The 20601-nt window shown below is 72.9% G+C and carries 15 protein-coding genes and 1 pseudogene; 6 read left to right on the top strand and 10 right to left on the bottom strand.

Going from position 1 to position 20601, the window contains the following annotated elements; genetic code table 11:
- Positions 1–88 precede the first annotated feature (88 nt).
- From AB0B97_RS28515 to AB0B97_RS28530, 4 genes are all read left to right on the top strand, one after another.
- Positions 89–1054 carry a glutathione S-transferase C-terminal domain-containing protein gene (locus tag AB0B97_RS28515; RefSeq protein ID WP_357497983.1) on the top strand — a complete coding sequence of 322 codons (966 nt, stop codon included), beginning with the start codon at positions 89–91 and terminating at the stop codon, positions 1052–1054.
- Positions 1047–1715, top strand: coding sequence for a DUF998 domain-containing protein (locus AB0B97_RS28520; protein ID WP_357497985.1), 669 nt, complete (start codon positions 1047–1049; stop codon positions 1713–1715). The genes AB0B97_RS28515 and AB0B97_RS28520 overlap by 8 nt, the downstream gene beginning before the upstream one ends.
- A 197-nt stretch (positions 1716–1912) precedes the next feature.
- On the top strand, positions 1913–3205 hold the full coding sequence (locus AB0B97_RS28525) for a dicarboxylate/amino acid:cation symporter (RefSeq protein WP_357498089.1): 1293 nt from the start codon (positions 1913–1915) through the stop codon (positions 3203–3205).
- A gap of 68 nt (positions 3206–3273) precedes the next feature.
- Positions 3274–4341, top strand: a complete 1068-nt coding sequence (locus AB0B97_RS28530) for an NADH:flavin oxidoreductase/NADH oxidase (RefSeq protein WP_357497987.1) — start codon at positions 3274–3276, stop codon at positions 4339–4341.
- 45 nt (positions 4342–4386) lie between these two features.
- On the opposite strand, the gene AB0B97_RS28535 is transcribed toward AB0B97_RS28530, so the two are convergent.
- The 5 genes and pseudogenes from AB0B97_RS28535 to AB0B97_RS28555 form a co-directional block, all read right to left on the bottom strand.
- Positions 4387–7968, bottom strand: a complete 3582-nt coding sequence (locus AB0B97_RS28535) for an ABC transporter ATP-binding protein (protein WP_357497989.1) — start codon at positions 7966–7968, stop codon at positions 4387–4389.
- A 95-nt stretch (positions 7969–8063) separates the two neighbouring features.
- Positions 8064–8657 carry a TetR/AcrR family transcriptional regulator gene (locus AB0B97_RS28540; protein ID WP_234584256.1) on the bottom strand — a complete coding sequence of 198 codons (594 nt, stop codon included), beginning with the start codon at positions 8655–8657 and terminating at the stop codon, positions 8064–8066.
- 10 nt (positions 8658–8667) lie between these two features.
- Entirely contained in the window at positions 8668–10902 is a 2235-nt protein-coding gene (locus AB0B97_RS28545; RefSeq protein WP_357497992.1) for a YhgE/Pip domain-containing protein, read from the bottom strand.
- A complete protein-coding gene (locus AB0B97_RS28550) occupies positions 10899–11240 on the bottom strand; it encodes an ABC transporter ATP-binding protein (RefSeq protein ID WP_357498091.1) in 342 nt (113 codons plus the stop codon). Before AB0B97_RS28550 ends, AB0B97_RS28545 begins: the two co-directional genes overlap by 4 nt.
- Positions 11241–11723: 483 nt before the next feature.
- Positions 11724–11855 (bottom strand): annotated as a pseudogene (locus tag AB0B97_RS28555) (ABC transporter ATP-binding protein); the annotation flags it as partial.
- A 1131-nt stretch (positions 11856–12986) separates the two neighbouring features.
- On the opposite strand from AB0B97_RS28555, the gene AB0B97_RS28560 reads away from it, so the two are divergent.
- Positions 12987–13547, top strand: a complete 561-nt coding sequence (locus tag AB0B97_RS28560; RefSeq protein ID WP_357497994.1) for a hypothetical protein — start codon at positions 12987–12989, stop codon at positions 13545–13547.
- 134 nt (positions 13548–13681) lie between these two features.
- Here the strand turns inward: AB0B97_RS28560 and AB0B97_RS28565 are convergent, their stop codons facing one another.
- Together AB0B97_RS28565 and AB0B97_RS28570 are read right to left on the bottom strand one after the other, a co-directional pair.
- Entirely contained in the window at positions 13682–14521 is an 840-nt protein-coding gene (locus AB0B97_RS28565) for a DUF4081 domain-containing GNAT family N-acetyltransferase (protein ID WP_234584253.1), read from the bottom strand.
- Positions 14522–14578: 57 nt separating this feature from the next.
- Positions 14579–15802, bottom strand: coding sequence for an MFS transporter (locus AB0B97_RS28570; RefSeq protein WP_357497996.1), 1224 nt, complete (start codon positions 15800–15802; stop codon positions 14579–14581).
- Between the two features lie 112 nt (positions 15803–15914).
- On the opposite strand from AB0B97_RS28570, the gene AB0B97_RS28575 reads away from it, so the two are divergent.
- Positions 15915–16502, top strand: coding sequence for a PadR family transcriptional regulator (locus AB0B97_RS28575; protein WP_234584251.1), 588 nt, complete (start codon positions 15915–15917; stop codon positions 16500–16502).
- Positions 16503–16565: 63 nt separating this feature from the next.
- Here the strand turns inward: AB0B97_RS28575 and ispG are convergent, their stop codons facing one another.
- From ispG to dxr, 3 genes are read right to left on the bottom strand one after another with little or no spacing between them, the layout of a single operon-like run.
- Positions 16566–17738, bottom strand: coding sequence for a flavodoxin-dependent (E)-4-hydroxy-3-methylbut-2-enyl-diphosphate synthase (ispG, locus tag AB0B97_RS28580; protein WP_130408231.1), 1173 nt, complete (start codon positions 17736–17738; stop codon positions 16566–16568).
- Between the two features lie 9 nt (positions 17739–17747).
- Complete coding sequence (locus tag AB0B97_RS28585) at positions 17748–18998, bottom strand: site-2 protease family protein (protein ID WP_234584250.1); 1251 nt, start codon at positions 18996–18998, stop codon at positions 17748–17750.
- Positions 18998–20209: a 1-deoxy-D-xylulose-5-phosphate reductoisomerase gene (gene dxr / locus AB0B97_RS28590; protein WP_234584249.1), complete on the bottom strand. Its 1212-nt coding sequence runs from the start codon at positions 20207–20209 to the stop codon at positions 18998–19000. The genes AB0B97_RS28585 and dxr overlap by 1 nt, the downstream gene beginning before the upstream one ends.
- Positions 20210–20601 lie beyond the last annotated feature (392 nt).

Raw genomic sequence — 20601 nt, forward strand, 5'->3', positions numbered from 1 at the left:
GGAAGGGCGGGGGTGCGGGCGTCCACCGGGTGGCGGGGGACTCCCCAGCCGCCAGGATATCCACGCGCACAGCGGATAGGTTGGCGGCATGGCCCGGGCCCAGTTCAGCGCAGAGACCAGCCGTGGTGGCGCATTCGTCCGCCAGCCCAACCGGTTCACCGGTCGGGTCACCGCCGACTCGACCTCCCCGCCGGGTGGCGGCCCCGACGAGCAGGACCGCTGGCCGCTGGAGGCCGGCCGGTACCGGCTGATCTGGTGCCGCGCCTGCCCGTGGGCGCACCGGGCGAGGATCGTGCGCGGCCTGCTCGGGCTGGACGACGCGATCTCGCTGGGCACCGTCGACCCGATCCGGGACGAACGCGGCTGGGCGTTCGCCCTCGACCCGGACGGCTTCGACCCCGTCCTCGGTGTCAGCTTCCTCTCCGAGGCGTACCTGGCCACCGACGCGGACTACACCGGCCGGGTGACCGTGCCGGCGCTTGTCGACACGCTTACCGGCCGGGTGGTCACCAACGACTACCCGCAGCTCACCCTCGACTTCTCCACCGAGTGGCAGCCGCTGCACGCGCCCGGCGCACCCGACCTGTACCCGGTCGCGCTGCGCCCGGAGATGGACGCGCTGATGGCCGAGATCCACCACGACGTCAACAACGGCGTCTACCGGTGCGGGTTCGCCACCTCCCAGGAGGCGTACGACGAGGCGTTCCGGGCGCTCTTCGCCCGGCTGGACGCGCTGTCCGAACGCCTGGCCGGGCAGCGCTACCTGATGGGCGACACGATCACCGAGGCCGACGTGCGGCTGTTCACCACGCTGGTGCGCTTCGACGCCGCGTACCACGGGCACTTCAAGTGCAACCGCAGCAAGCTGACCGAGATGCCGGTGCTCTGGGCGTACGCCCGGGACCTGTTCCAGACCCCGGGCTTCGGCGAGACGGTGGACTTCGACCACATCAAGCGGCACTACTACGGGACCCATCGGGAGATCAACCCGACAGGCATCGTGCCCCTGGGCCCCGACGAGTCCGGTTGGACGACGCCGCACGGGCGTGACTGAGTCGGGGCGGGCCGGCACCGCGACGGCACCCGCCGCCCGCGGGGACGTCGCCCGCCGGGTCGCCGGGTCCGCCGCCACCGGCTGCGCGGTGGCCGGCGCGGTCGCGGTGACGGTAGCGGTCGTCGCCGGTCCCGGTCCCGGTCTGACCGGGTACGTGAGCGAGGCGGGCATCGCCGGCAGCGCGCACGCCGTGACGTACCGGATCGGGGTTCTCGCCCTGGCCGGCGCGTTGCTGCTGATCGCCGCGGCGCTGCCTCCCGGGGTCCGGGTGGCGCCGGCGCTGCTCGCCACCGGCGCGGTGCTCACCGCGGTGTCCGGGGCGGTGACCTGCTCCGCCGGCTGCCCACTGCCGCCGTTCGAGCGGACCACGGTGGCCGATCTGGTGCACGGGGGCGCGAGCATCGCGGCGACGGCTGCGGTGGTCCTCGCCATGGTCGCGCTCGCCGTGTCCGGGCCGGCCGGGGCGATGGTCCGCCGGTTGGCGGCCGGCACTGCCGTGCTCGCCCTGCCGTTGTGCGCGACGATCGGGTTGGCCATGCTCGTGGTCGGCCGGGGCACCCTGGTCGGCGTGGTGGAGCGACTGGTTCTCGGGCTCGCGGTGCTGTGGGGCGCGGCCACCGGCACGGCCCTGGCCCTGACCCGCCGCGAACGGGGCTTGTAAGGAGCGTCACGGCCATCGTGCCTTGCAGACCGCGCCGATCGGCGTATCGTCGGCGAGCGATGACCAATGTCTGGGGCCTCACCGTTCGCCTGTATGTCGATCTCCGACTGCAGGCCAGCGGCATCTGTCCGGCGTAGCCGCCCTCCACGCGCCTACCCCGACCAGATCAGACAATTGGACACCTCATGCCCTTCGGCCTGCGCAAGATTCCCTTCTCCGTGCAGATCCTCCTCGGCCTCGTGCTCGGCGTCGCCCTCGGCTTCCTGGCCCGCAGCAACGACCTGAGCTGGCTGACCAGCACCCTGCACACCGTCGGCAGCCTCTTCATCCAGCTCCTCAAGCTGGCCGTGCCGCCCCTGGTCTTCACCGCCATCGTGGTCAGCGTGGTCAGCCTGCGCGGCGTGGCCAACGCCGCCCGGCTCGCGCTCAAGACCCTGATGTGGTTCGGCATCACCGCGCTGATCGCGGTGAGCATCGGCATCGGCCTCGGCCTGCTCGTCAACCCGGGCCGCGGCGTGAGCCTCGACGTGGATGGCGCGACCCCGCCCAAGAACACCGGCTCCTGGACCGACTTCCTCACCGGCATCGTGCCCACCAACCCGGTCGGCGCGTTCGTCGAGGGCAACGTCCTCCAGATCGTCTTCCTCGCCCTCGTGGTCGGTGCCGCCGCCCTGCTGGTCGGCGACGCCGCCGAGCCCTTCGTGGCGCTGAACCGCTCGCTGCTGGAAATCGTGCAGAAGGCCCTGTGGTGGGTCATCCGGCTCGCCCCGATCGGCACCCTCGGCCTGATCGGCAACGCCGTCGCCTCGTACGGCTGGGACCTGCTGGCGCCCCTCGCGAAGTTCACCACCGCCGTCTACGTCGGCTGCGCCATCGTGCTGTTCGTGGTCTATCCGCTGGTGCTGATCCTCGCCGGCCGGCTCAACCCGCTGCGCTTCTTCGCCGGCGCCTGGCCCGCCATCGAGCTGGCCTTCGTGTCCCGCTCCTCGGTGGGCACCATGCCGGTGACCCAGCGCTCCGTCGAGCGGCTCGGCGTCCCCCGCGAGTACGCCTCGTTCGCGGTGCCGTTCGGCGCCACCACGAAGATGGACGGCTGCGCCGCGATCTACCCGGCCCTCGCCGCGATCTTCGTGGCGCAGGTGTTCGGCGTGCAGCTCGGCGTCACCGACTATCTGCTCATCGCGTTCGTCTCGGTGGTCGGCTCGGCGGCCACCGCCGGCCTGACCGGGGCGATCGTCATGCTCACCCTCACCCTGAGCACGCTGGGTCTGCCGCTGGCCGGCGCCGGCCTGCTGCTCGCCATCGACCCGATCCTGGACATGATCCGCACCGCCACCAACGTGGCCGGGCAGGCGCTCGTGCCGACAGTTGTCGCTGCCCGTGAGGGCACCCTCGACCGGGCCGCGTACGAGTCCGCCGGTCGACGCGACCTGACCGAGCCGGAGCCGGTCGCGGAGACCCGGCCCGAGCTCAGCCCCGTCCCTGCCTGACCCGTTCACCGCACGGCGACGGGCCCCCTCTCCCGGGGGCCCGTCGCCGTTTCGGAGAGGATGACCCTATGAGCTCCCTGTTCACTCCCCTGGCCCTGCGCGGCGTCACCCTGCCCAACCGGATCGCCGTGGCGCCCATGTGCCAGTACTCGGCCGGACCGGACGGCCTGCCCACCGACTGGCACCTCATCCACCTGGGCAGCCGCGCGGTCGGCGGGGCCGGGCTGGTGCTGACCGAGGCGACCGCCGTACTCCCCGAGGGTCGGATCTCTCCGCAGGACACCGGGCTGTGGTCCGACGCGCACGTGGACGCCTGGCGGCCGGTGACCGCGTTCGTCGCCGCCCACGGCGCGGTGCCGGCCATCCAGCTCGCGCACGCCGGTTTCAAGGCCTCCACCTACCGGCCGTGGGCGCCGGAGCGCGGCGGGGTGCCGGACGGCGAGGGCGGATGGACGCCCGTCGCCCCCGGGGCCGAGCCGTTCACTCCCGGCTACCGGACGCCGACCGCCCTCGACGCGGCGGGCATCGCCAACCTGATCGACGCGTTCGCCGCCGGGGCCGAGCGGGCGCTCGCGGCCGGTTTCGCCGCCGTGGAGATCCACGCCGCGCACGGTTACCTGCTCAACGAGTTCCTGTCGCCGCTGACCAACCACCGCACCGACTCCTACGGCGGCGATCGGGCCGCCCGGATGCGGCTCACCCTGGAGGTCGCCCGCGCGGTGCGCGCCGCGGTCGGCGAGAGCGTGCCGGTGCTGACCCGGATCTCCGCCACCGACTGGGTCGAGGGCGGCTGGACCGTCGAGGACAGCGTGGTGCTCGCCGGTGAGCTGGCCGGCGTCGGCGTCGACCTGGTCGACACCTCCTCCGGCGGCGTCAGCACCGACCAGCGCATCCCGCTCGGCCCCGGCTACCAGGTGCCGCTGGCCGCCCAGATCCGCCGCGAGGCGGGCGTGCCGACCGGCGCGGTGGGCCTGATCGTCGAGCCGGAGCACGCCGAGCAGATCGTCGCCAACGGCGAGGCCGACCTGGTGCTGCTCGGCCGGGAACTGCTGCGCGACCCGTACTGGCCGCGCCGCGCCGCAGCGAAGCTCGGCGTCGCGTACAGCGGGCCCGCCCAGTACGCCCGCGCCTGGTGATTCCCGCCGGTCGGGCGGCTGCCGTCGCCGGCAGCCGCCCGACCGTCAGCCGGCCAGGTGCGACCAGTCGCCCTCCAGCTCCCGCCAGGTGCCCTGCGCCGCCACCGCCCCGGCGTGCAGCACCACCACGTGGTCGGCGCGGACCAGCGCGGCACGCTTCGCGGTCGACCCGACAACCGTCACCCCGTGCGCCCGCAACGCCCGCCACAGCGCCAGCTCGGTGGTGACGTCGAGCGCCGACGACACGTCGTCGGCGACGAGCAGTTCGGTACGCGGTGCCAGCGCCCGGGCCAGCGCCAGCCGCTGAAGCTGGCCGCCGGAGAGCCGGGTGCCCTTGTGCCCGATCAGCAGACCCAGCCCACCGCCGGCGGCGGCCAGGTCGTGGTCGAGCTGGGCGGTGCTGACCGCGCCGGCCGCGTCCACCTCGTGGCCGAGCGCGATGTTGTCGGCCACCGTGCCGGAGAGCACCCTCGGCAACTGGCCGACGTAGCCGACCTGGTTGGGGCGCAGGAACAGCTCGGGCTCGGTGACCGGGTCGCCGTTCCACGACAGCTCGCCGGTGTGGTGCACGATGCCGGCCAGCGCCCGCAGCAGCGAGGACTTGCCCGACCCGACCGGCCCCACGACCAGCACCAACTGCCCGCGTTGCACCGTCAGGTCCACGTCCCGGACAGCGACCGTGCCGTCGGAGTGCACCACCGAGAAGCGGCGCAGCTCCAACCGGCGCAGCGGGTTGCGGGGCGGCGACGTCGGCGCGGGTGCGGTCCCGGCGGCCAGGTCGACCGCCGGCACCGCCGCCGTGTACGCGCCCACACCCGTCATCGCCACCGTCCGGCGGGTCCACACCCGCGCCGACGGCAGCTGGGAGATCAACGACGCGGTCGTCCAGGCGAACCAGCGGGCCGCGCCAAGCGTGGACACGGCCACCAACACCGCGCCGGCCGACAGCTCGCCGCCCAGGTAGAGGGCCCACGCGCCGATCGGCAGCAGGCCACTGGCCACCGACGGCGTCGACCGCGACCACACCTGCACCGAGATCTCCCGTCGCTGCCGGTCACTGCGCAGCGCGTCCAGGACCGCGAGGTGACGCAGCACCGCCGCCGTGGCACCGGCGAGCTTCACCGTCCGCGCCGCGGAGAGCGCGGAGACCAGGGCAGTGGCGAACGCCGCCCGCGCCGTCACTGTCGCCCGGGCCGCACGCTCCAGCTTCGGGCCGAACAGCGTCGCGGCCAGTCCGGAGACGACCATCGTGCCGAGGAAGAACAGCCCCGGTACGACGCTGCCGGTGACCGCGGTCATGGCGACCACCAGGACCAGCGCGACCGTCTGGTCGAGCACGTTGTCGGCGAGTTGCACCACGCGCTCGGTGTCCCCGCCCTGCGCCACGACCTCGGCCGGGGTGTGCGAGCTGACCCGGCGCGGGCCGGTCTGGCCGTGCACCAGACGCAGGCCGATCCGCAGCATCTGCCGCACCCACCAGTGCGGGAACCAGACGTGCGTGTAGTACGGCAGCGGCAGGGTGACCAGCAGCCCGGTCACGATGCCCAGCGCCGGCAGGTACGGGCTGCCGGTCCCGTCGACCAGATCGGCCCAGAGCCACGGCAGCAGCGGGCCATCCAGCCCGAGCAGACTGAGCCCGAGGAACAGCATTATCGCCGCCGCGCCGTACCGGGGGTCGTTGGTGCAGAGCCGGAGGATCTCCCGGAAGGTGCGGGCCGGCGGGGTCGGTGGCAGCGGCGGCGGCTCGGCCCGTCCCGCCGGCCCCGGCTCACCCGTCACCGCCGGGTCGACCGGACCAGCGCCCGAGCGGGTGCCGGGCGTCTCGGAGCCGCTCAACAGGTCGACGCCGGCGGCCTGCGGGCCGACCAGCAGGTCGGTGCCGGCGGCGTCCGGACCGGTCAACAGGTCGGTGCCGCCGCCGGACCGGAACGTCGAGGCCCCGCCGGCGTACACGGCGGCGTGGCTGGTCGCCAGCAGCTCGGCGAAGCGCGTCGACGTCTCCAGCGGGCCGGCCTCGACCACCGCGCCGTCGGCCAGCACCACCACCTCGTCGCAGCGACGCACCGAGGAGAGCCGGTGGGCGATGACGATGCCGATCCGGTCGCGCAGCAGTCGTTCGGTGGCCCGCTGCACCCGCGCCTCGGTCACCGGGTCCAGCCGGGCGGTGGCCTCGTCGAGGATCACGACGTGCGGATCGCGCACCAGGATCCGGGCGAACGCCACCAACTGCTCCTGGCCGGCGGAGAGCACGTGCCCGCCCTCCCCCAGCCGGGTCGCCAGCCCGTCGGGCAGCTCGGCGATCCAGCCGGCCAGGCCCAGCTCGTCCAACGCCCGGGCAGCGGCGTCGAGCAGCTCCGGGTCGTAGAGCGCGACGTTCTCGGCGAGCGTGCCGGCCAGGATCTCGGTGCGCTGCGGCACCAGCGCCACCCAGCGGCGCAGCTCTTCGACGTCGAGGTCGCACAGGTCGGTGTCGCCGAGGAACACGGTGCCGGGCGGCACGTCCACGGCCCGGGTGAGCACCTTCGCCAGTGTCGACTTGCCCGACCCGGTCCGCCCGATCAGGGCGTACGACCGGCCGCGCGCGAAGGTCAGGCTGAGCCCGCGCAGGGCCGGACCCCGCCCGCTCTCCGGGCCGCTCACCTCGTAGCCGAACGTCAGGTCCCGGATGCGCAGGTCACCCTCGGTCGGGCTGATCCCGCCGACCGGCTCCTGCCGGGCCTTCTGGAGCAGCTGCACCCGGGCCCACGCGCCGAGGGCCTCCTGGAGTTCGGGCACCATCCGGCTGACGTGTTCGGCGGTGGCCCCGAAGGCCAGGGCGAGCAGCCAGATCGCGGTGAGCCTGGCGGCGTCGACCCGGCCGGTGGCCAGGGCCCAGGCCCCGCCGAGCACCACCCCGCCGACGCCGACCCGGATCGTCGCGGTGGCGACAGTCGCCACCCGGGCGGACAGCGTCCAGACCCGGTTGCCGCGGGACAGCACGGTGGCGGCCCGCCGGGCGTACAGCCGCAGCACGTACGGCTGGGCGAGGCTGGTCCGCACGTCGTCCTGACCGTGCACCGCCTCCTCCATCACGGCGGCCAGGTCCGACCAGGCCTCCTCCTCGACCATCCGGGCGGGGCCGATCCGCGCCGTGGGCCGGCGCAGACCCACCCCCAGCAGCACCGTGAGCAGCAGCATCGCTATCCCGGCCGGCCACCACACGGCCAGCGCCACCACCATCGACAGCAGGCCGACGCAGAGCCCCTGGGCGAGGCGCGAGCCCTGGTTTCGCACCGCCGACGCCACCTGGTAGACGTCCCCGTCGATGCGGTCGAGCAGCTCCCCCACCGGCGTGGTCTCGAGGCTCGGCAGGTCCTGCCCGAGCGCGACCCGGCAGAGCCGCCGACGGACGTCCGCGGACCAGTCGGCGGTGAGCCCGGCCATCAACAGGCTCACCACGAGATCGCTGAGGACCACGGCGGCCAGCGCCGCGGCCAGGACCGTGAAGGAGCTCGTCGACCGGTGTACGAGGACCGCGCCGGCGAGCGCCGAGGCGCCCGCCTGACCGGCCGCGCCGAGCACGATCAGGACGGCGACGAGCGCGAGGCGGCGCGGCGAGGTGCCCCACAGATCACGGAGCAGGCGCATCGGAGTTCCTCCGGACGTGGGTGGCGGAACACCCAGCGTGCCGGCAGCAGACCCGTCGACTCAACCGATTTACCCGCCCTGAGCAGGCCCTGCGGTCAGGTCTGGGCGACCCGGCGCACGATGCCGAGCAGCGCCTCCTGCACGTCGGCGATGGGCCGGTCGGGCTGGAACACCAGCCAGTCCACGGCCACCACCAGACCCACCCCGAACAGCGCCGAGGAGGCGGTGGGCACGTCCAGATCGGCCGGCAGGTCCCCGCTGTCCACCCCGGCCCGTACGGTCTCGGCGATCACCTCGATCGCCTCGCCGCGCAGCAGCCGCAACGTCTGCTGCCACTCCCGGTTGGTCCGCCACATCTCCGACAGCAGCAGTTGAGCGAAGGCCCGGTACCGGCGGATGTACTCCAGTTCGGCGCGGACCAGGGCCGCCAGCGCGGCGCGCGGCGGCTGCCCGGCGACCGCCGCCCGGAACTCGGCGGTGAGCAGGCCGATGCCGTGGCGCAACAACTCCTCGAAGAGCACCGTCTTGGACTCGAAGTTGTAGTAGACCGTGCCCTTCGCGACACCGGCCCGGGCCGCGATGTCGTCCACGGTGGTCGCGGAGAAGCCGCGCTCGGCGATGAGGTCCACCGCGGCGACGAAGAGCCGCTGACGGGTGTCCTCCCGCCGCCTCGACCGTCCGTCCGTCACCGGCCCATCCTCACATGGTCAGCTCGGGATGCAGCTTCGCCGGGGTGAGCCGGCGTGAGCGACGGGCCGCGGCGGCGGTCAGGGCCAGCGCCGCCACCGTGAAGCCGAGCAGCACGAACACCGCCGTCACCACCGGGCCGGCCGGACCGCCGTTGATGGTGTGCCGCAGCCCCGCCACCACGTAGCTCATCGGCAACCAGCTGTGGATCGCCTGGAAGAAGCCGGGCGAGGTCTGGACGGGGTAGGTGCCGCCCGACGACGTGAGCTGAAGCATCAACAGGGCCAGCGCGGCGAGCCGACCGGCGGGGCCGAGCTGGGCCCCCAGCCACTGCATGATCGCGGTGAAGGCGAGCGAGACCAGCGCCAGCAGACCCAGCGTCACGGCGGGACGCACCGGGTCCAGCCCCAGCACCAGCGTCACCACTGTGAAGAGCACCCCGGCCTGGGCCAACCCGACCGCCGCGGCGGGCATCCAGCCGGCCAGCGCGACCCGCCAGGCGGGAGCGCCGGACATGACGTGCCGCCGGTTGACCGGCCGCAGCAGCATGTACGTGATCATCGCGCCGACCCAGAGCGCCAGACCGAGAAAGTACGGCGCGAAGCCGACCCCGTACGAGCCGGCCGGGTGGCGGGCCGAACGGTCCAGGGACACCGGATCGCCGAGGATGCCCGAGCGGGCGTCCGCGTCGTCGTACCCCGGGATCTTCTTCTCGCCGTCGGCCAGGCCGTCGGCGAGGTCGCCGGCCCCGCCGCCCAGCCGGGTCAGCCCGGAGGCCAACTCGCCGGCGCCGCTCTCCAGCCGGATCAGGCCGTCGGCGAGCCGGTCGCCGCCGGTGCTGAGCCGGTCGAGCCCACCGTCCAGCTCGCGGGCCCCGGTGGCCAGGCGGAACAGCCCGCCCCGCAGCTGCTCGGCCCCGGTCGCCGCGTCTCCGAGACCGTCGCGCAGTTGGGCGCTGCCGTCGGCGAGGGTGCCCAGCCCGGCTGCCAGCTCGTCGACCTTGGCGCGTGCGGTGGCCACGTCGTCGGCCAGGTGCGGCGCCGCGGCGGCGATCTGCCGGGCCGTGGCGGCCACCGCGGTCATCCGCTCGCGCAGCGCGGTCAGGTCGGCCTGGTCGAGACCGTCGACGACCGCCCGCGCCGCCTCGACTCCTGCCGCCGCTGCCGTCCGGGCGGCGACGACTGTCGGATCGTCGGCCAGCTCCGGGTGCGCGGCGACCAGGGCGTCCAGCCGATCGCGCACCACCTGGGCCTGGGTCTGGGCCTTCCGCGCCCGCTGCGGCAGCGCGTCCAGGCCGTCGGAGAGCGCCTGCGCCCCGTCGGCGATGGCCGTGGCCGACCGCTCGATCCGCTCGGCGTTCTCCCGCAGCACCGGCTCGATGGTCGAGGCCGCACCGTCCACCTTGCTGGCGACCGCGCGGGTCGCCGCCGCGGCGCGCGCGGTGCCGTCGGCGAGCTGCGCGGCGCCGGTTCGCAGTTGGACCAATCCGGTGGCCAACTCGTCGGCGCCCCGCGCGCTCGCGTCCAGGCCGGCTGAGAGCCGGCCCGCCCCGGCCGCGGACCTGTCCAACCCGTCGGCGACCTGCCCGGCGCCATCGGCCGAGCTGTCCAACCCGTCGGCGATACGACCAGCGCCCTCCTTCGAGCTGCCCAGCCCGTCGGCGAGCTGACCGGCGCCGTCGGCGGCCCGATGAGTCTCGGCCTTGGCATCGGTGAAACCCACAAGCATCCGGGAGAAGTAGTCCGACGCGGCGCTCTCGGACGCGGCGGCCCGGATCTCGCTGAACGCCGAGCGGGCGAGCAGCCCCGACAGGTAGTTGGTGGCGTCGTCGTTGACCACCTTCAGCTCGCCCCGCTGGGCCGGCTGACCGGGCTCGGGGCTCGCGGCAAGCGTTGCCGAGAAGTCCGCCGGAATGGAGAACACCAGGTGGTACCGGCCGCTGCGCAGCCCCGCGTCGGCATCGTCGGCGTCGGTGACCTGCCAGCCGAACACCCGACGGTCGATCAGCTCGTCGGTCAGGTCCTGCCCGGCGTGCACCACCGACCCGTCGCTTGCCGTCGCCGGCCGGTCGGCGTTCACCAGGGCGACCGGAATCCGGTCCATCTTTCCGTACGGATCCCAGAAGGCGTAGAGGTAGAGCGCCCCGTAGAGCAGCGGCACGACGGTCAGCACGGCCAGCGCGGCGCGCGGCAGCCGCCCCCGGGTCATCCGGCGCAGCTCGAACCAGGCCAGTCGGACGACGCTCATCGGTTCCCCTCGGTGTCCTGGTCGGTGGCGGTCCCGACGGCGACGGCGGTTGTGGGTGGGCCCAGTCGGTGCACGATCGACGGCAGATGCGGTTCCACCTCGCGGGCGGTCACCACCACCGCGATGCCCCGGTCGGTCAGCCGACCGAGAAGGTCCCAGAGCAGGGCGCGGTCCGCACCGTCCGTGCCCGCGTCGACGTCGTCGGCGAGGATCAGCCCCGGCCCCGCGAGGGTGGCGAGCACCAGCCCGAGCATCTGGCGCTGCACCGGCGTCAGGTCCCGTCCCCGGCTGGCCGGGTCGAGCGGGATGACAGTGCCCAGTCCGGCGCCCTCGATCACGGCGGCGACCGCGTCCCGCCGGCCCTGCCTCGGCGACCCGCGTCGGCCAAACGGTCGACCGCCCACCGTGCCCAAGAACCCTCGCCGGCCCGTCGACCGTCGGTTGCGCCCGCCTCGGCCGTCGGCTTCGGCTTCGGCTTCGACTTGGGCTTGGGCTTGGCCCTGGGCTTGGGCTTGGGCTTGGCCTTCGGGTTCGGGTTCGGGTTCGGCTTCGGCTTCGGCTTCGGCTTCGGCTTCGGCAGCGTCGGCGTCGGCGTCGGCGAACTCGGCAGCCGGGAACTCGCCTGCCGCACAGCCACGAAGGGCCATGGGCCCGGCACGGTCAGCCCGCCGCCCGAGCAGCGACAGTCGTTCCGAGATGTGCTCGGCGACCGTCAACTCCGGGTCGGGCTCGTGCACCCCGGCCACCTGACCGAGCGCCGCCGCCGCACGGAGCTCCAACTTGCCTTCGCTCGTGGGGAAGCGGTTCGCCAGGGCGAGGAGCAGAGAGGTCCGTCCGCTGCCGGGCACCCCGACGATCGCGTGCAGCTCACCCGCGTCCACGGCAAGGTCGACACTCCGGAAAACCCACCCCCGAGAGGTACGCAGGCCAAGACCCCTCGCCTCGACCACCATCACGCCCACCCCGATCACTGTACTGACTGGTCAGTCTAAAAACATGGCCCAGCCTAGGCGCGATGGCCGGGTTTGCGCCCGTCCGGGGCGCGTGATCCCCGTCATCACGGAAGCGTGGATGGCGCCACCGAGCCGGATCCCACCACTCCGGCTTTGATCGACGCGAGATCGGCGAAATCGGGGTATCAACCCGCCCCGGACACCCCGACATCGGCGAACCCGAGTCGATCACCACCCGGAAGCCCCCGCGTCGGCCACGTCCGCTGCCTCGAATGGGCGAGATGTCCGCCCCTATGAGGTCGCTGGGGGTGGCCTGGGCGGTGATCAACACGAGATCGGCGAAATCGGGGTATCAACCCGCCCCGGATACCCCGACATCGGCGAACCCGAGTCGATCACCACCCAGCCACACCCCGCCCGCCGCGTCCGCTGCGTCGAATAGGCGGGATGTCCGTTTCTGGGCGGCGGTTGGGTTGTGACCGGTCGCATCCGTGGGCCGGAATCGTGGCCGGCCGGGGGTCGTTACATACCCTGACGATCGCAGGACCACGGCCACCCCCACCCGCTCGACCGGGTGGGAAATGGCCGGTCGGGCCTGGTCGTCGCAGACCCCCGAACAACCCGTGACCCCCCGGGGCCCCGGCGAGGGCCCGGGAATGACCCCAGCCCGGCGGCCGTTACACACGGTCCGGGCCCCGCGAGCCCCGCTCGCGAGCCGCCCCGGGAATGACCCCGGACCGCCGGCCGTTACACACAGTCCGGCGCGGCGAGCCCCCTCGCGGGCCGCCCCGGGAATGACGCCGGACGGCCGGCCGTTACACACGGTCCGGCGCCGCGAGCCCCCCTCGCGGGCCGCCGGTAATGACCCCGGACCCCGGGTCGTTACACACGGTCCGGACGCCGCGAGCCCCGCTTGCGGGCCGCCGGGAATGACCGCGGATCGCGGGTCGTTACACACGGTCCCGGCGCCACGAGCCCCGCTCGCAAGGTCGCCGCGCCGCGAGCCCCGGCTCGCAGGCCCCCAAACTTTGCCCCTTGTTTTGTGCAGCGCCGGACGAGGTGCTCACACCCCACGTCACCGACCCCCGCTGGTGGTGTGTGTGGTGTTCCTACCCCCGAAGGAGCTACCCCATGAACACGATCTTGCGTAAGAGCATGCTGTCCGTTGCCGGTCTCGCGTTCGCCGGTGGTGTCTTCGCCGGCCCGATCGCCGCGCACGCCAACCCCGTCGACGCCAAGCCCGCCGCCGTCGCCGTGCAGACCACGGCGCCGAAGCCGCAGGGCGCGCAGTCGCACATCGATTTGAACGGTGAGCAGACCGGCAACGTCAAGGCGATCATCGCCGCCACGAAGAAGGCCGGCCTGCCCGAGCGCGCTGCGGTCATCTCGATCGCGACGAGCCTGCAGGAGTCCAAGCTGGAGAACCTGGGTCACCTCGGCGACGCCAACGACCACGACTCGCTGGGCCTGTTCCAGCAGCGCCCGACCAGTGGTTGGGGCACGCCGGAGCAGATCACCAACCCGGAGTACTCCACGACCGCGTTCCTCAAGGGCCTGCGCCAGGTTGACGGCTGGCAGGACATGCCGCTGACCGACGCCGCGCAGACCGTGCAGGTCTCGGCGTACCCGGACGCGTACGCCCAGTGGGAGCAGCAGGCCACCGACCTGGTCGCCCAGCACTGGAACAGCTGACCCCGAACCAACCGATGGCCGGCACCCCGAACCCCGGGGTGCCGGCCATCGTCGTGCCCGGGAGATCTTGGACAGTTTCCGTCAACTGCTGACGGAAACTGTCCAAGATCTGAAGGCGCCAGCGCCGGCTCGGTTCAGAAGAGGACGGTGGCGAGCGTGCCGACGGGCTGGAAGCCGCAGCGCTCGTACACCCTGCGGGCCGGCAGGTTGAAGTCGTTGACGTACAGGCTGACCGTGGGGGCGACCCGGAGCAGCGCGTCGCGGACGACGGCGGCCATCGCGCCGGCGGCGATGCCGCGGCCCCGCCACTCCGGCGCGACCCAGACGCCCTGGACCTGGGCGGTCCGTTTGGTCACCACGGCCAGCTCGGCTTTGAACACGACCTTGCCGTCGACGAACCGGGCGTACGCGCGACCGGCGCGGACCAGGTCGTTGACTCTGCGGCGGTAGCTGCGGCCGGCGTCCTCGGCGAGCGGGGAGACACCGACCTCCTCGGTGTACATGGCGACGGCAGCCGGAAAGAGCCTGTCGACCTCGCCGGAGCGGACGCGGCGTACCTCTGGATCGGCCGGTACGGCCGGCAGTGTGTCGGTGGCCAGCAGCGGCTGGTTGGGGCGGACGTCGCGGGCCGGGCCCCACGTTCCGGAGAGCCGGTCCCAGAGGCCGAGGACGGCGTCGGCGCGGCCGACGATTGACGAGCAGAGTCGTTCCTCCCCCGCGAGCAGGTCGGCGAAGGCGGACACGGCGGCGTCGTTGGCGAGCACCGGTGTCAGGTTGCCACCGAGCCAGCACAGCGATTCGAGGTTGCGGCGGGCGCCGTACCCCAGGATCCGCCCTTCGGCCCGCCACCAGGAGAGCCCGCGCGCGGCGATGCGCTCCGCGACCTGCGCGCCCGCGAACGGGTCACGGTCGAGGAGGCGCTCGACCGCGCGGCGCTCCGATTCCCCCAGTTGCCGTACCGGCACCGTCAGCACGACTACCAGCCTGCCAGATCGACCCCCCGCCCCGCCGGCCGAGTGGCGAGCCCGCCGTCAGACGGTCAGTGGCTCGGCGACCGGGCTGGGTGGGCGGGTCCGGCCGGCCCACCGGACGACCGGGGGCACCAGGGCACCGAGCAGGAGGAACAGCGCGCCGAGTGTGAGCCATCCCGGTACGCCCCAACCGAGGGCGAGACTGGTCACCACGACGGGCGCGAGCATCTTGCCCAGTTCGTAGCCCATGCCGTACGTCCCCTGGTACTGCCCCTGCGCGTCGGCGGGCGCCAGCCCGAAGGAGATCCCCCATCCGGCGGCGGAGTGCCACAGCTCGCCGATCACGTGCGCCAGCGACCCGCAGCAGAGCAGGCCGATGGCGCCCGGTGTGGGCAGCGCGCCGCTGGCGGCGAAGAGTACGCAGGCGAGCGCGATGACGACTCCCGCCCGGCGGGACGCGCGGGCGGCCCCGGGCAGGGTGACGGCGCTGCGTGCGGCGCGTACCTGCAGGAGCACCACGAGTGCGGTGTTGACCAGCGTCAGCACCGAGATCATCCAGGCCGGCGCTGTGGTGTGTCCGGCGATCCACAACGGCAGGGCGAGGGTGAGCAGGCTGAAGTGCATGGACATCAGCCCGTCGAGCAGGGTGAAGGCGAGGAACGGGCGGTCCCGTAGGGCGACCAGCCGGGGTCCTCGCGTCGGGGCGGCGACGGGTGCGACGGTGGGCAGCCGGGCGGAGATCGCCGCTGCGGCCAGCGACGCCACAGCCGTGGTCAGGATCAGCGTGAGGTAGCCGGCGCGGGTGTCGGCGGCGATGGCGAAGCCGCCGAGGACGGCGCCGACGGAGATCCCGACGTTGGTGGTGGCCCGCAGGTAGGCGCGGGTGTGCACCCGCTGGTCGGGTGGGATCGCGCCGGCGATGAGCGCTCCCCGGGCGCCGCGCTCGACGGCGTCGGCGAGCGCCGTGGCGGCGCCGACCAGCAGGAAGGCGGCGAACGAGCGGACGGTGACCAGCCCGGCGGTCAGGATGCCGGCCGCGATCAGCCCGCCGACCTGTGCGCCGCGCGGCCCGACGCGGTCGGCCAGGTAGCCGCTCGGCGCGCTCGCGAGCACGCCGACGAGTGCCGAGATGGTCAGCCCGACGCCGACCTGGGTGGCCGAGAGGCCGACCGAGCGGGTGAGGAAGAGCGCGCTGGCGACCAGCCACAGGCCCCGCCCGACGGTCTTGACCAGGGTGCCGAGGGTGAGGATCCGGGCCGGGCCGGGTGGTGGGAGCAGGCGCATGCCCGACACCCTAACAAGACGTACGTACGGTTTGTAAATAGCGGCTTGTCGGCGATGCATTGCCGATATATCGTTGATGCATCAGCGACAGTACGAAGGAAGGAAGAACCCCATGCGGTTCCATCGACAGCACCACCCGATGCACGAGGCCCGGATGCGGGGGTTCGGCTTCCCGCCGGTCCCGCCCGGCCCGCACGGCCACGGCCACGAGCACGGCGGCCCCTGGGGCGGACGCGGTCGCGGGCGGGGCAGGGGCCGACGCCCCAACGTCCGGGGCGCGGTGTTGGCCCTGCTCACCGAACGGCCGATGCACGGCTACGAGATGATCCAGGAGATCGACTCCCGCACCGGCGGCGCCTGGCGGCCCAGCCCGGGTTCGATCTACCCCACGCTCCAGCTCCTGGAGGACGAGGGTGTGATCGCCGCCAGCACCGAGGAGTCCAGCGGTGGGCGCAAGCGGTTCACGGTCACCGAGGCCGGGCAGGCGGAGGCCACCGCGGCTGCGGAGAGCCCGGCCTGGGCGGACGTCGCCCAGGGCACCGTGAGCAGCTGGCACGACATCCGCGACTCCGGCGCGCAGGCGATGAACGCCCTGCGTCAGGTGATGATGAACGGCACCGACGACCAGCGTGAGCGGGCCGCCCAGGTGCTCGACGAGACCCGGCGCAAGCTGTACGCGATCCTCGCCGAATCCGAGTGAGATGCGCCGGAACGAATGCGGGCCGTTCCCCGAGGGGGAACGGCCCGCATTCTTCGAACCGACTCAGTGCACGGTGACGGTCGGGCCGGTGACCAGCCCACGCAGCTCCTCGGGAAGCTCGGCGCCCATCTCGTCGGCGATGCGCAGCGCCTCCTCGATCAGCGTCTCCACGATCTGCGCCTCGGGCACCGTCTTGACGACCTGGCCCTTGACGAAGATCTGGCCCTTGCCGTTGCCGGAGGCGACGCCGAGGTCGGCCTCGCGGGCCTCGCCCGGACCGTTGACGACGCAGCCCATGACGGCGACCCGCAGCGGCACCGGCAGCCCTTCCAGGCCGGCGGTGACCTCCTCGGCGAGCTTGTAGACGTCCACCTGGGCCCGCCCGCAGGACGGGCAGGAGACGATCTCCAGACCGCGCTCGCGCAGGCCGAGGGACTCCAGGATCTGGTTGCCGACCTTGATCTCCTCGACCGGCGGGGCGGACAGCGACACCCGGATGGTGTCGCCGATGCCCTCGGCGAGCAGGGCGCCGAAGGCGACCGCCGACTTGATGGTGCCCTGGAAGGCCGGGCCGGCCTCGGTGACGCCGAGGTGCAGTGGGTAGTCGCACTGCTCGGCGAGCTGCCGGTACGCGCGGATCATCACGACCGGGTCGTTGTGCTTGACCGAGATCTTGATGTCGCGGAAGCCGTGCTCCTCGAACAGCGAGCACTCCCACAGCGCCGACTCGACGAGCGCCTCGGCGGTGGCCTTGCCGTACTTGCTCAGCAGCCGCTTGTCCAGCGAGCCCGCGTTGACGCCGATCCGGATCGGCACCCCGGCGTCCCCGGCGGCCCGGGCGATCTCCTTGACCTTGTCGTCGAACTGGCGGATGTTGCCCGGGTTGACCCGGACGGCCGCGCAGCCCGCGTCGATCGCGGCGAAGACGTACTTGGGCTGGAAGTGGATGTCGGCGATCACCGGGATCTGCGACTTCTTGGCGATCGCGGGCAGCGCCTCGACGTCGTCCTGCGACGGCACCGCCACCCGCACGATCTGGCAGCCGGACGCGGTCAGCTCGGCGATCTGCTGAAGGGTCGCGTTGACGTCGGAGGTGAGGGTCGTGGTCATCGACTGCACGGACACCGGCGCACCGCCGCCGACCGGGACCGAACCGACCATGATCTGGCGGCTGGCCCGACGGGGAGCGAGCGGCGGGGGCGGCACGGCGGGCATACCGAGACTGATAGCGGTCACTTCAGGCACTCACCTTGAGAAGAGCGTGATCGGGTTGACGACGTCCGCGGCGATGGTGAGCAGCGTGAACGCGCCACCGATCAGGATCACCGCGTACGTGAAGGGCATCAGTTTGAGGTAGTCGACCCGGCCCGGGTCGGCCCGGCCGATCCGGGCGTAGACCCAGGAGCGGACCCGTTCGAACCAGGCGATGGCGATGTGGCCGCCGTCCACCGGGAGGAGCGGCAGCAGGTTGAACACCCCGATGAAGAAGTTCAGCGACACGAAGAGCATGAAGAAGACCAGCCAGGCGTTGTTCTGCACGGCCTCCCCGCCGAGCCGGCTGGCGCCGACGACGCTGATCGGGGTGTCCACGTCCCGCTCGCCGCCGGTGAGGGCGGTCCACAGGGCGGGGACCTTCTGCGGGATGCGCTGCAACGCCTGCGCGGTGCCGACAGCGAGTTGACCGGTGAAGTCGGCGGTGGCACCGAAGGCGGCCCCCGGCCCGTACGTCACGCGGGTGGGGGTGCTGGGCACGAGACCGACGCCGAGCGCGGCCACCGGCGCGGCGGCGCCCTTCGGGTCGTCCAGGGGCGGCCGCTGGGTCTGCGCGAGCACCGTGCTGGTGCTGCCGGCCTGCCCGTCGCGGACGTACTCGATCCGCGTGGTGTCGCCCGGCTTGAGACTGCGCAGCGTGGTCAGCAGGTCGCCGTAGTTGGCGATCGGGGTGCCGTTGATCGAGGTGATCCGGTCGCCGTCGCGCAGCTGCGCCTGGGCGGCCGGGCTGGCCGCGTCGGCGGGGGTGCACGCCCGCACCGCGTTCTCCGGCACCACGCAGTCGCTGAGCTGGATGACCGCGGGCTCCTGGCGGGCCTGCGCGTCGGTGGTCGGGAAGTCCGGGTTGGGCAGGCCGGCGGAGACGGCGAGGATCCAGATGGTGATCAGCGCGAGCGCGAAGTGCGTGATCGAGCCGGCGGCCATCACGATCGTCCGCTTCCAGACGGGGTAGCGCCACATCACCCGCGACTCGTCGCCCGGCTCGACGTCGTCGTCCTGCGGAGTCATCCCGACGATCTTGCAGAAGCCGCCGAGCGGGATGCCCTTGAGGCCGTACTCGGTCTCACCCCGCTGGAACGACCAGATGGTGGGGCCGAAGCCGACGAAGTACTTCGTCACCTTCATCCCGAACATCTTGGCGGTGAGCAGGTGCCCCGCCTCGTGCAGACTCACCGAGACGAGGATGGCCAGGGCGAAGAGGACCACCCCGAGCAGGTACGACATCAAGCTCCTTCCACCGAACCCGCGATGATCTCCTGCGCGTGCGCGCGCGCCCACGATTCGGCCGCGAGCACGTCCCCGACGGTACCTGGTTCGGCGAAGTCCGGAGCGTCCTCCAGCACGCGCTCCAGGGTGTCGACGATGCCGAGGAACGGCAGCCGACCCGCCACGAACGCCGCCACGCACTCCTCGTTCGCCGCGTTGTAGATCGCCGGGCGGCAGCGTCCGGCCTCCCCGGCGGCCTTGGCCAGCGCGACGGCCGGGAACGCCTGATCGTCCAGCGGCGCGAACTCCCAGGTGTGCGAAGCCGTCCAGTCGACGGCGGTGGCGGCCTCGGGCACCCGGTCCGGCCAGCCGATGCCCAGCGCGATCGGCAGCCGCATGTCCGGTGGGCTGGCCTGGGCGATCGTCGACCCGTCGACGAACTCGACCATCGAGTGGATCACCGACTGCGGGTGCACCATCACGGTGATGTCGGCGTACGGCACGTCGAACAACTCGTGCGCCTCGATCACCTCAAGGGCCTTGTTGACCATGGTCGCCGAGTTGATCGTGACGACCGGCCCCATGTTCCAGGTCGGGTGCGCGAGCGCCTGCTCCGGTGTGACCTGCGTCAGCTCGTCGCGCCGCCGCCCCCGGAACGGGCCGCCGCTGGCCGTGACGATCAGCCGCCGCACCTCGCCGCGCGCCCCGGAGCGCAGACACTGGGCCAGCGCCGAATGCTCCGAGTCGACAGGCACGATCTGCCCCGGCCGCGTCACCGCGGCCTTGACCAGCGGGCCGCCGGCCACGAGCGACTCCTTGTTGGCCAACGCGAGAGTACGACCACCGCGCAGAGCGGCCAGCGTAGGAGCGAGGCCCAGCGAGCCGACCACCCCGTTGAGCACGACGTCGCACGGCCACTGCGCCAACTCGGTCATGGCGTCCGGCCCGGCCACGATCTTGGGAAGTTTGAAGTCGCCGGTGGCCCAGCCCCGCCGGCTCGCCTCCGCATAGAACGCCAGTTGCAGGTCCTGCGCGGCGGACGCCTTGGCCACCCCGACCGCCTCGACGCCCAGTTCGAGGGCCTGCGCGGCGAGCAACTCGACGTTGCCGCCGCCGGCGCCGAGCGCCACCACCCGGAACCGGTCCGGGTTGCGCCGGACGATGTCGATGGCCTGCGTGCCGATCGAACCGGTGGACCCGAGCAGAACAAGGTCGCGGGGGGAAGTCACGAGCCCATTCTCCCCCACCCCCGCTGTACGCCCACTGGGAGCCTCAGCCGCCCCCTCCCGACACTCCCGGCAATGATCAACTCCAGATCGCCGATGTCGGGGTATCCGCAGCTCTCCGACACCCCGACATCGCCGAACCTGTGTCGATCAAGCGGTGCCGGGCTCTTCCGGGACTGCTTCCTCGCCCAGCAGGTTCCGGCCCGCAGCAGGGACACACGCAGATCTTGGACAGTTTCCGTCTCGTGCGGACGGAAACTGTCCAAGATCTGCAGGAGTGGCGGCCGCCAGGCGGGCCTGGTCGCGACCACCGGGAGGTCATCGAGCAGGACCGGCAGCATCGCGCCGACCGTGCCGGGTGTCGTGCGTGTACGGACGCTCGCCGACCAGCAGGT

This window comes from Micromonospora sp. NPDC049004 (genome assembly GCF_040649315.1).
Lineage (GTDB): Bacteria > Actinomycetota > Actinomycetes > Mycobacteriales > Micromonosporaceae > Micromonospora.

Bases quoted from the DNA above. Each gene is read 5' to 3' on its own strand.
- AB0B97_RS28545 (WP_357497992.1), bottom strand. From the start codon at position 10,902: ATGAGCGTCGTCCGACTGGCCTGGTTCGAGCTGCGCCGGATGACCCGG.
- AB0B97_RS28560 (WP_357497994.1), top strand. From the start codon at position 12,987: ATGAACACGATCTTGCGTAAGAGCATGCTGTCCGTTGCCGGTCTCGCG.
- AB0B97_RS28585 (WP_234584250.1), bottom strand. From the start codon at position 18,998: ATGTCGTACCTGCTCGGGGTGGTCCTCTTCGCCCTGGCCATCCTCGTC.
- AB0B97_RS28530 (WP_357497987.1), top strand. From the start codon at position 3,274: ATGAGCTCCCTGTTCACTCCCCTGGCCCTGCGCGGCGTCACCCTGCCC.
- AB0B97_RS28515 (WP_357497983.1), top strand. From the start codon at position 89: ATGGCCCGGGCCCAGTTCAGCGCAGAGACCAGCCGTGGTGGCGCATTC.
- AB0B97_RS28570 (WP_357497996.1), bottom strand. From the start codon at position 15,802: ATGCGCCTGCTCCCACCACCCGGCCCGGCCCGGATCCTCACCCTCGGC.
- AB0B97_RS28535 (WP_357497989.1), bottom strand. From the start codon at position 7,968: ATGCGCCTGCTCCGTGATCTGTGGGGCACCTCGCCGCGCCGCCTCGCG.
- AB0B97_RS28575 (WP_234584251.1), top strand. From the start codon at position 15,915: ATGCGGTTCCATCGACAGCACCACCCGATGCACGAGGCCCGGATGCGG.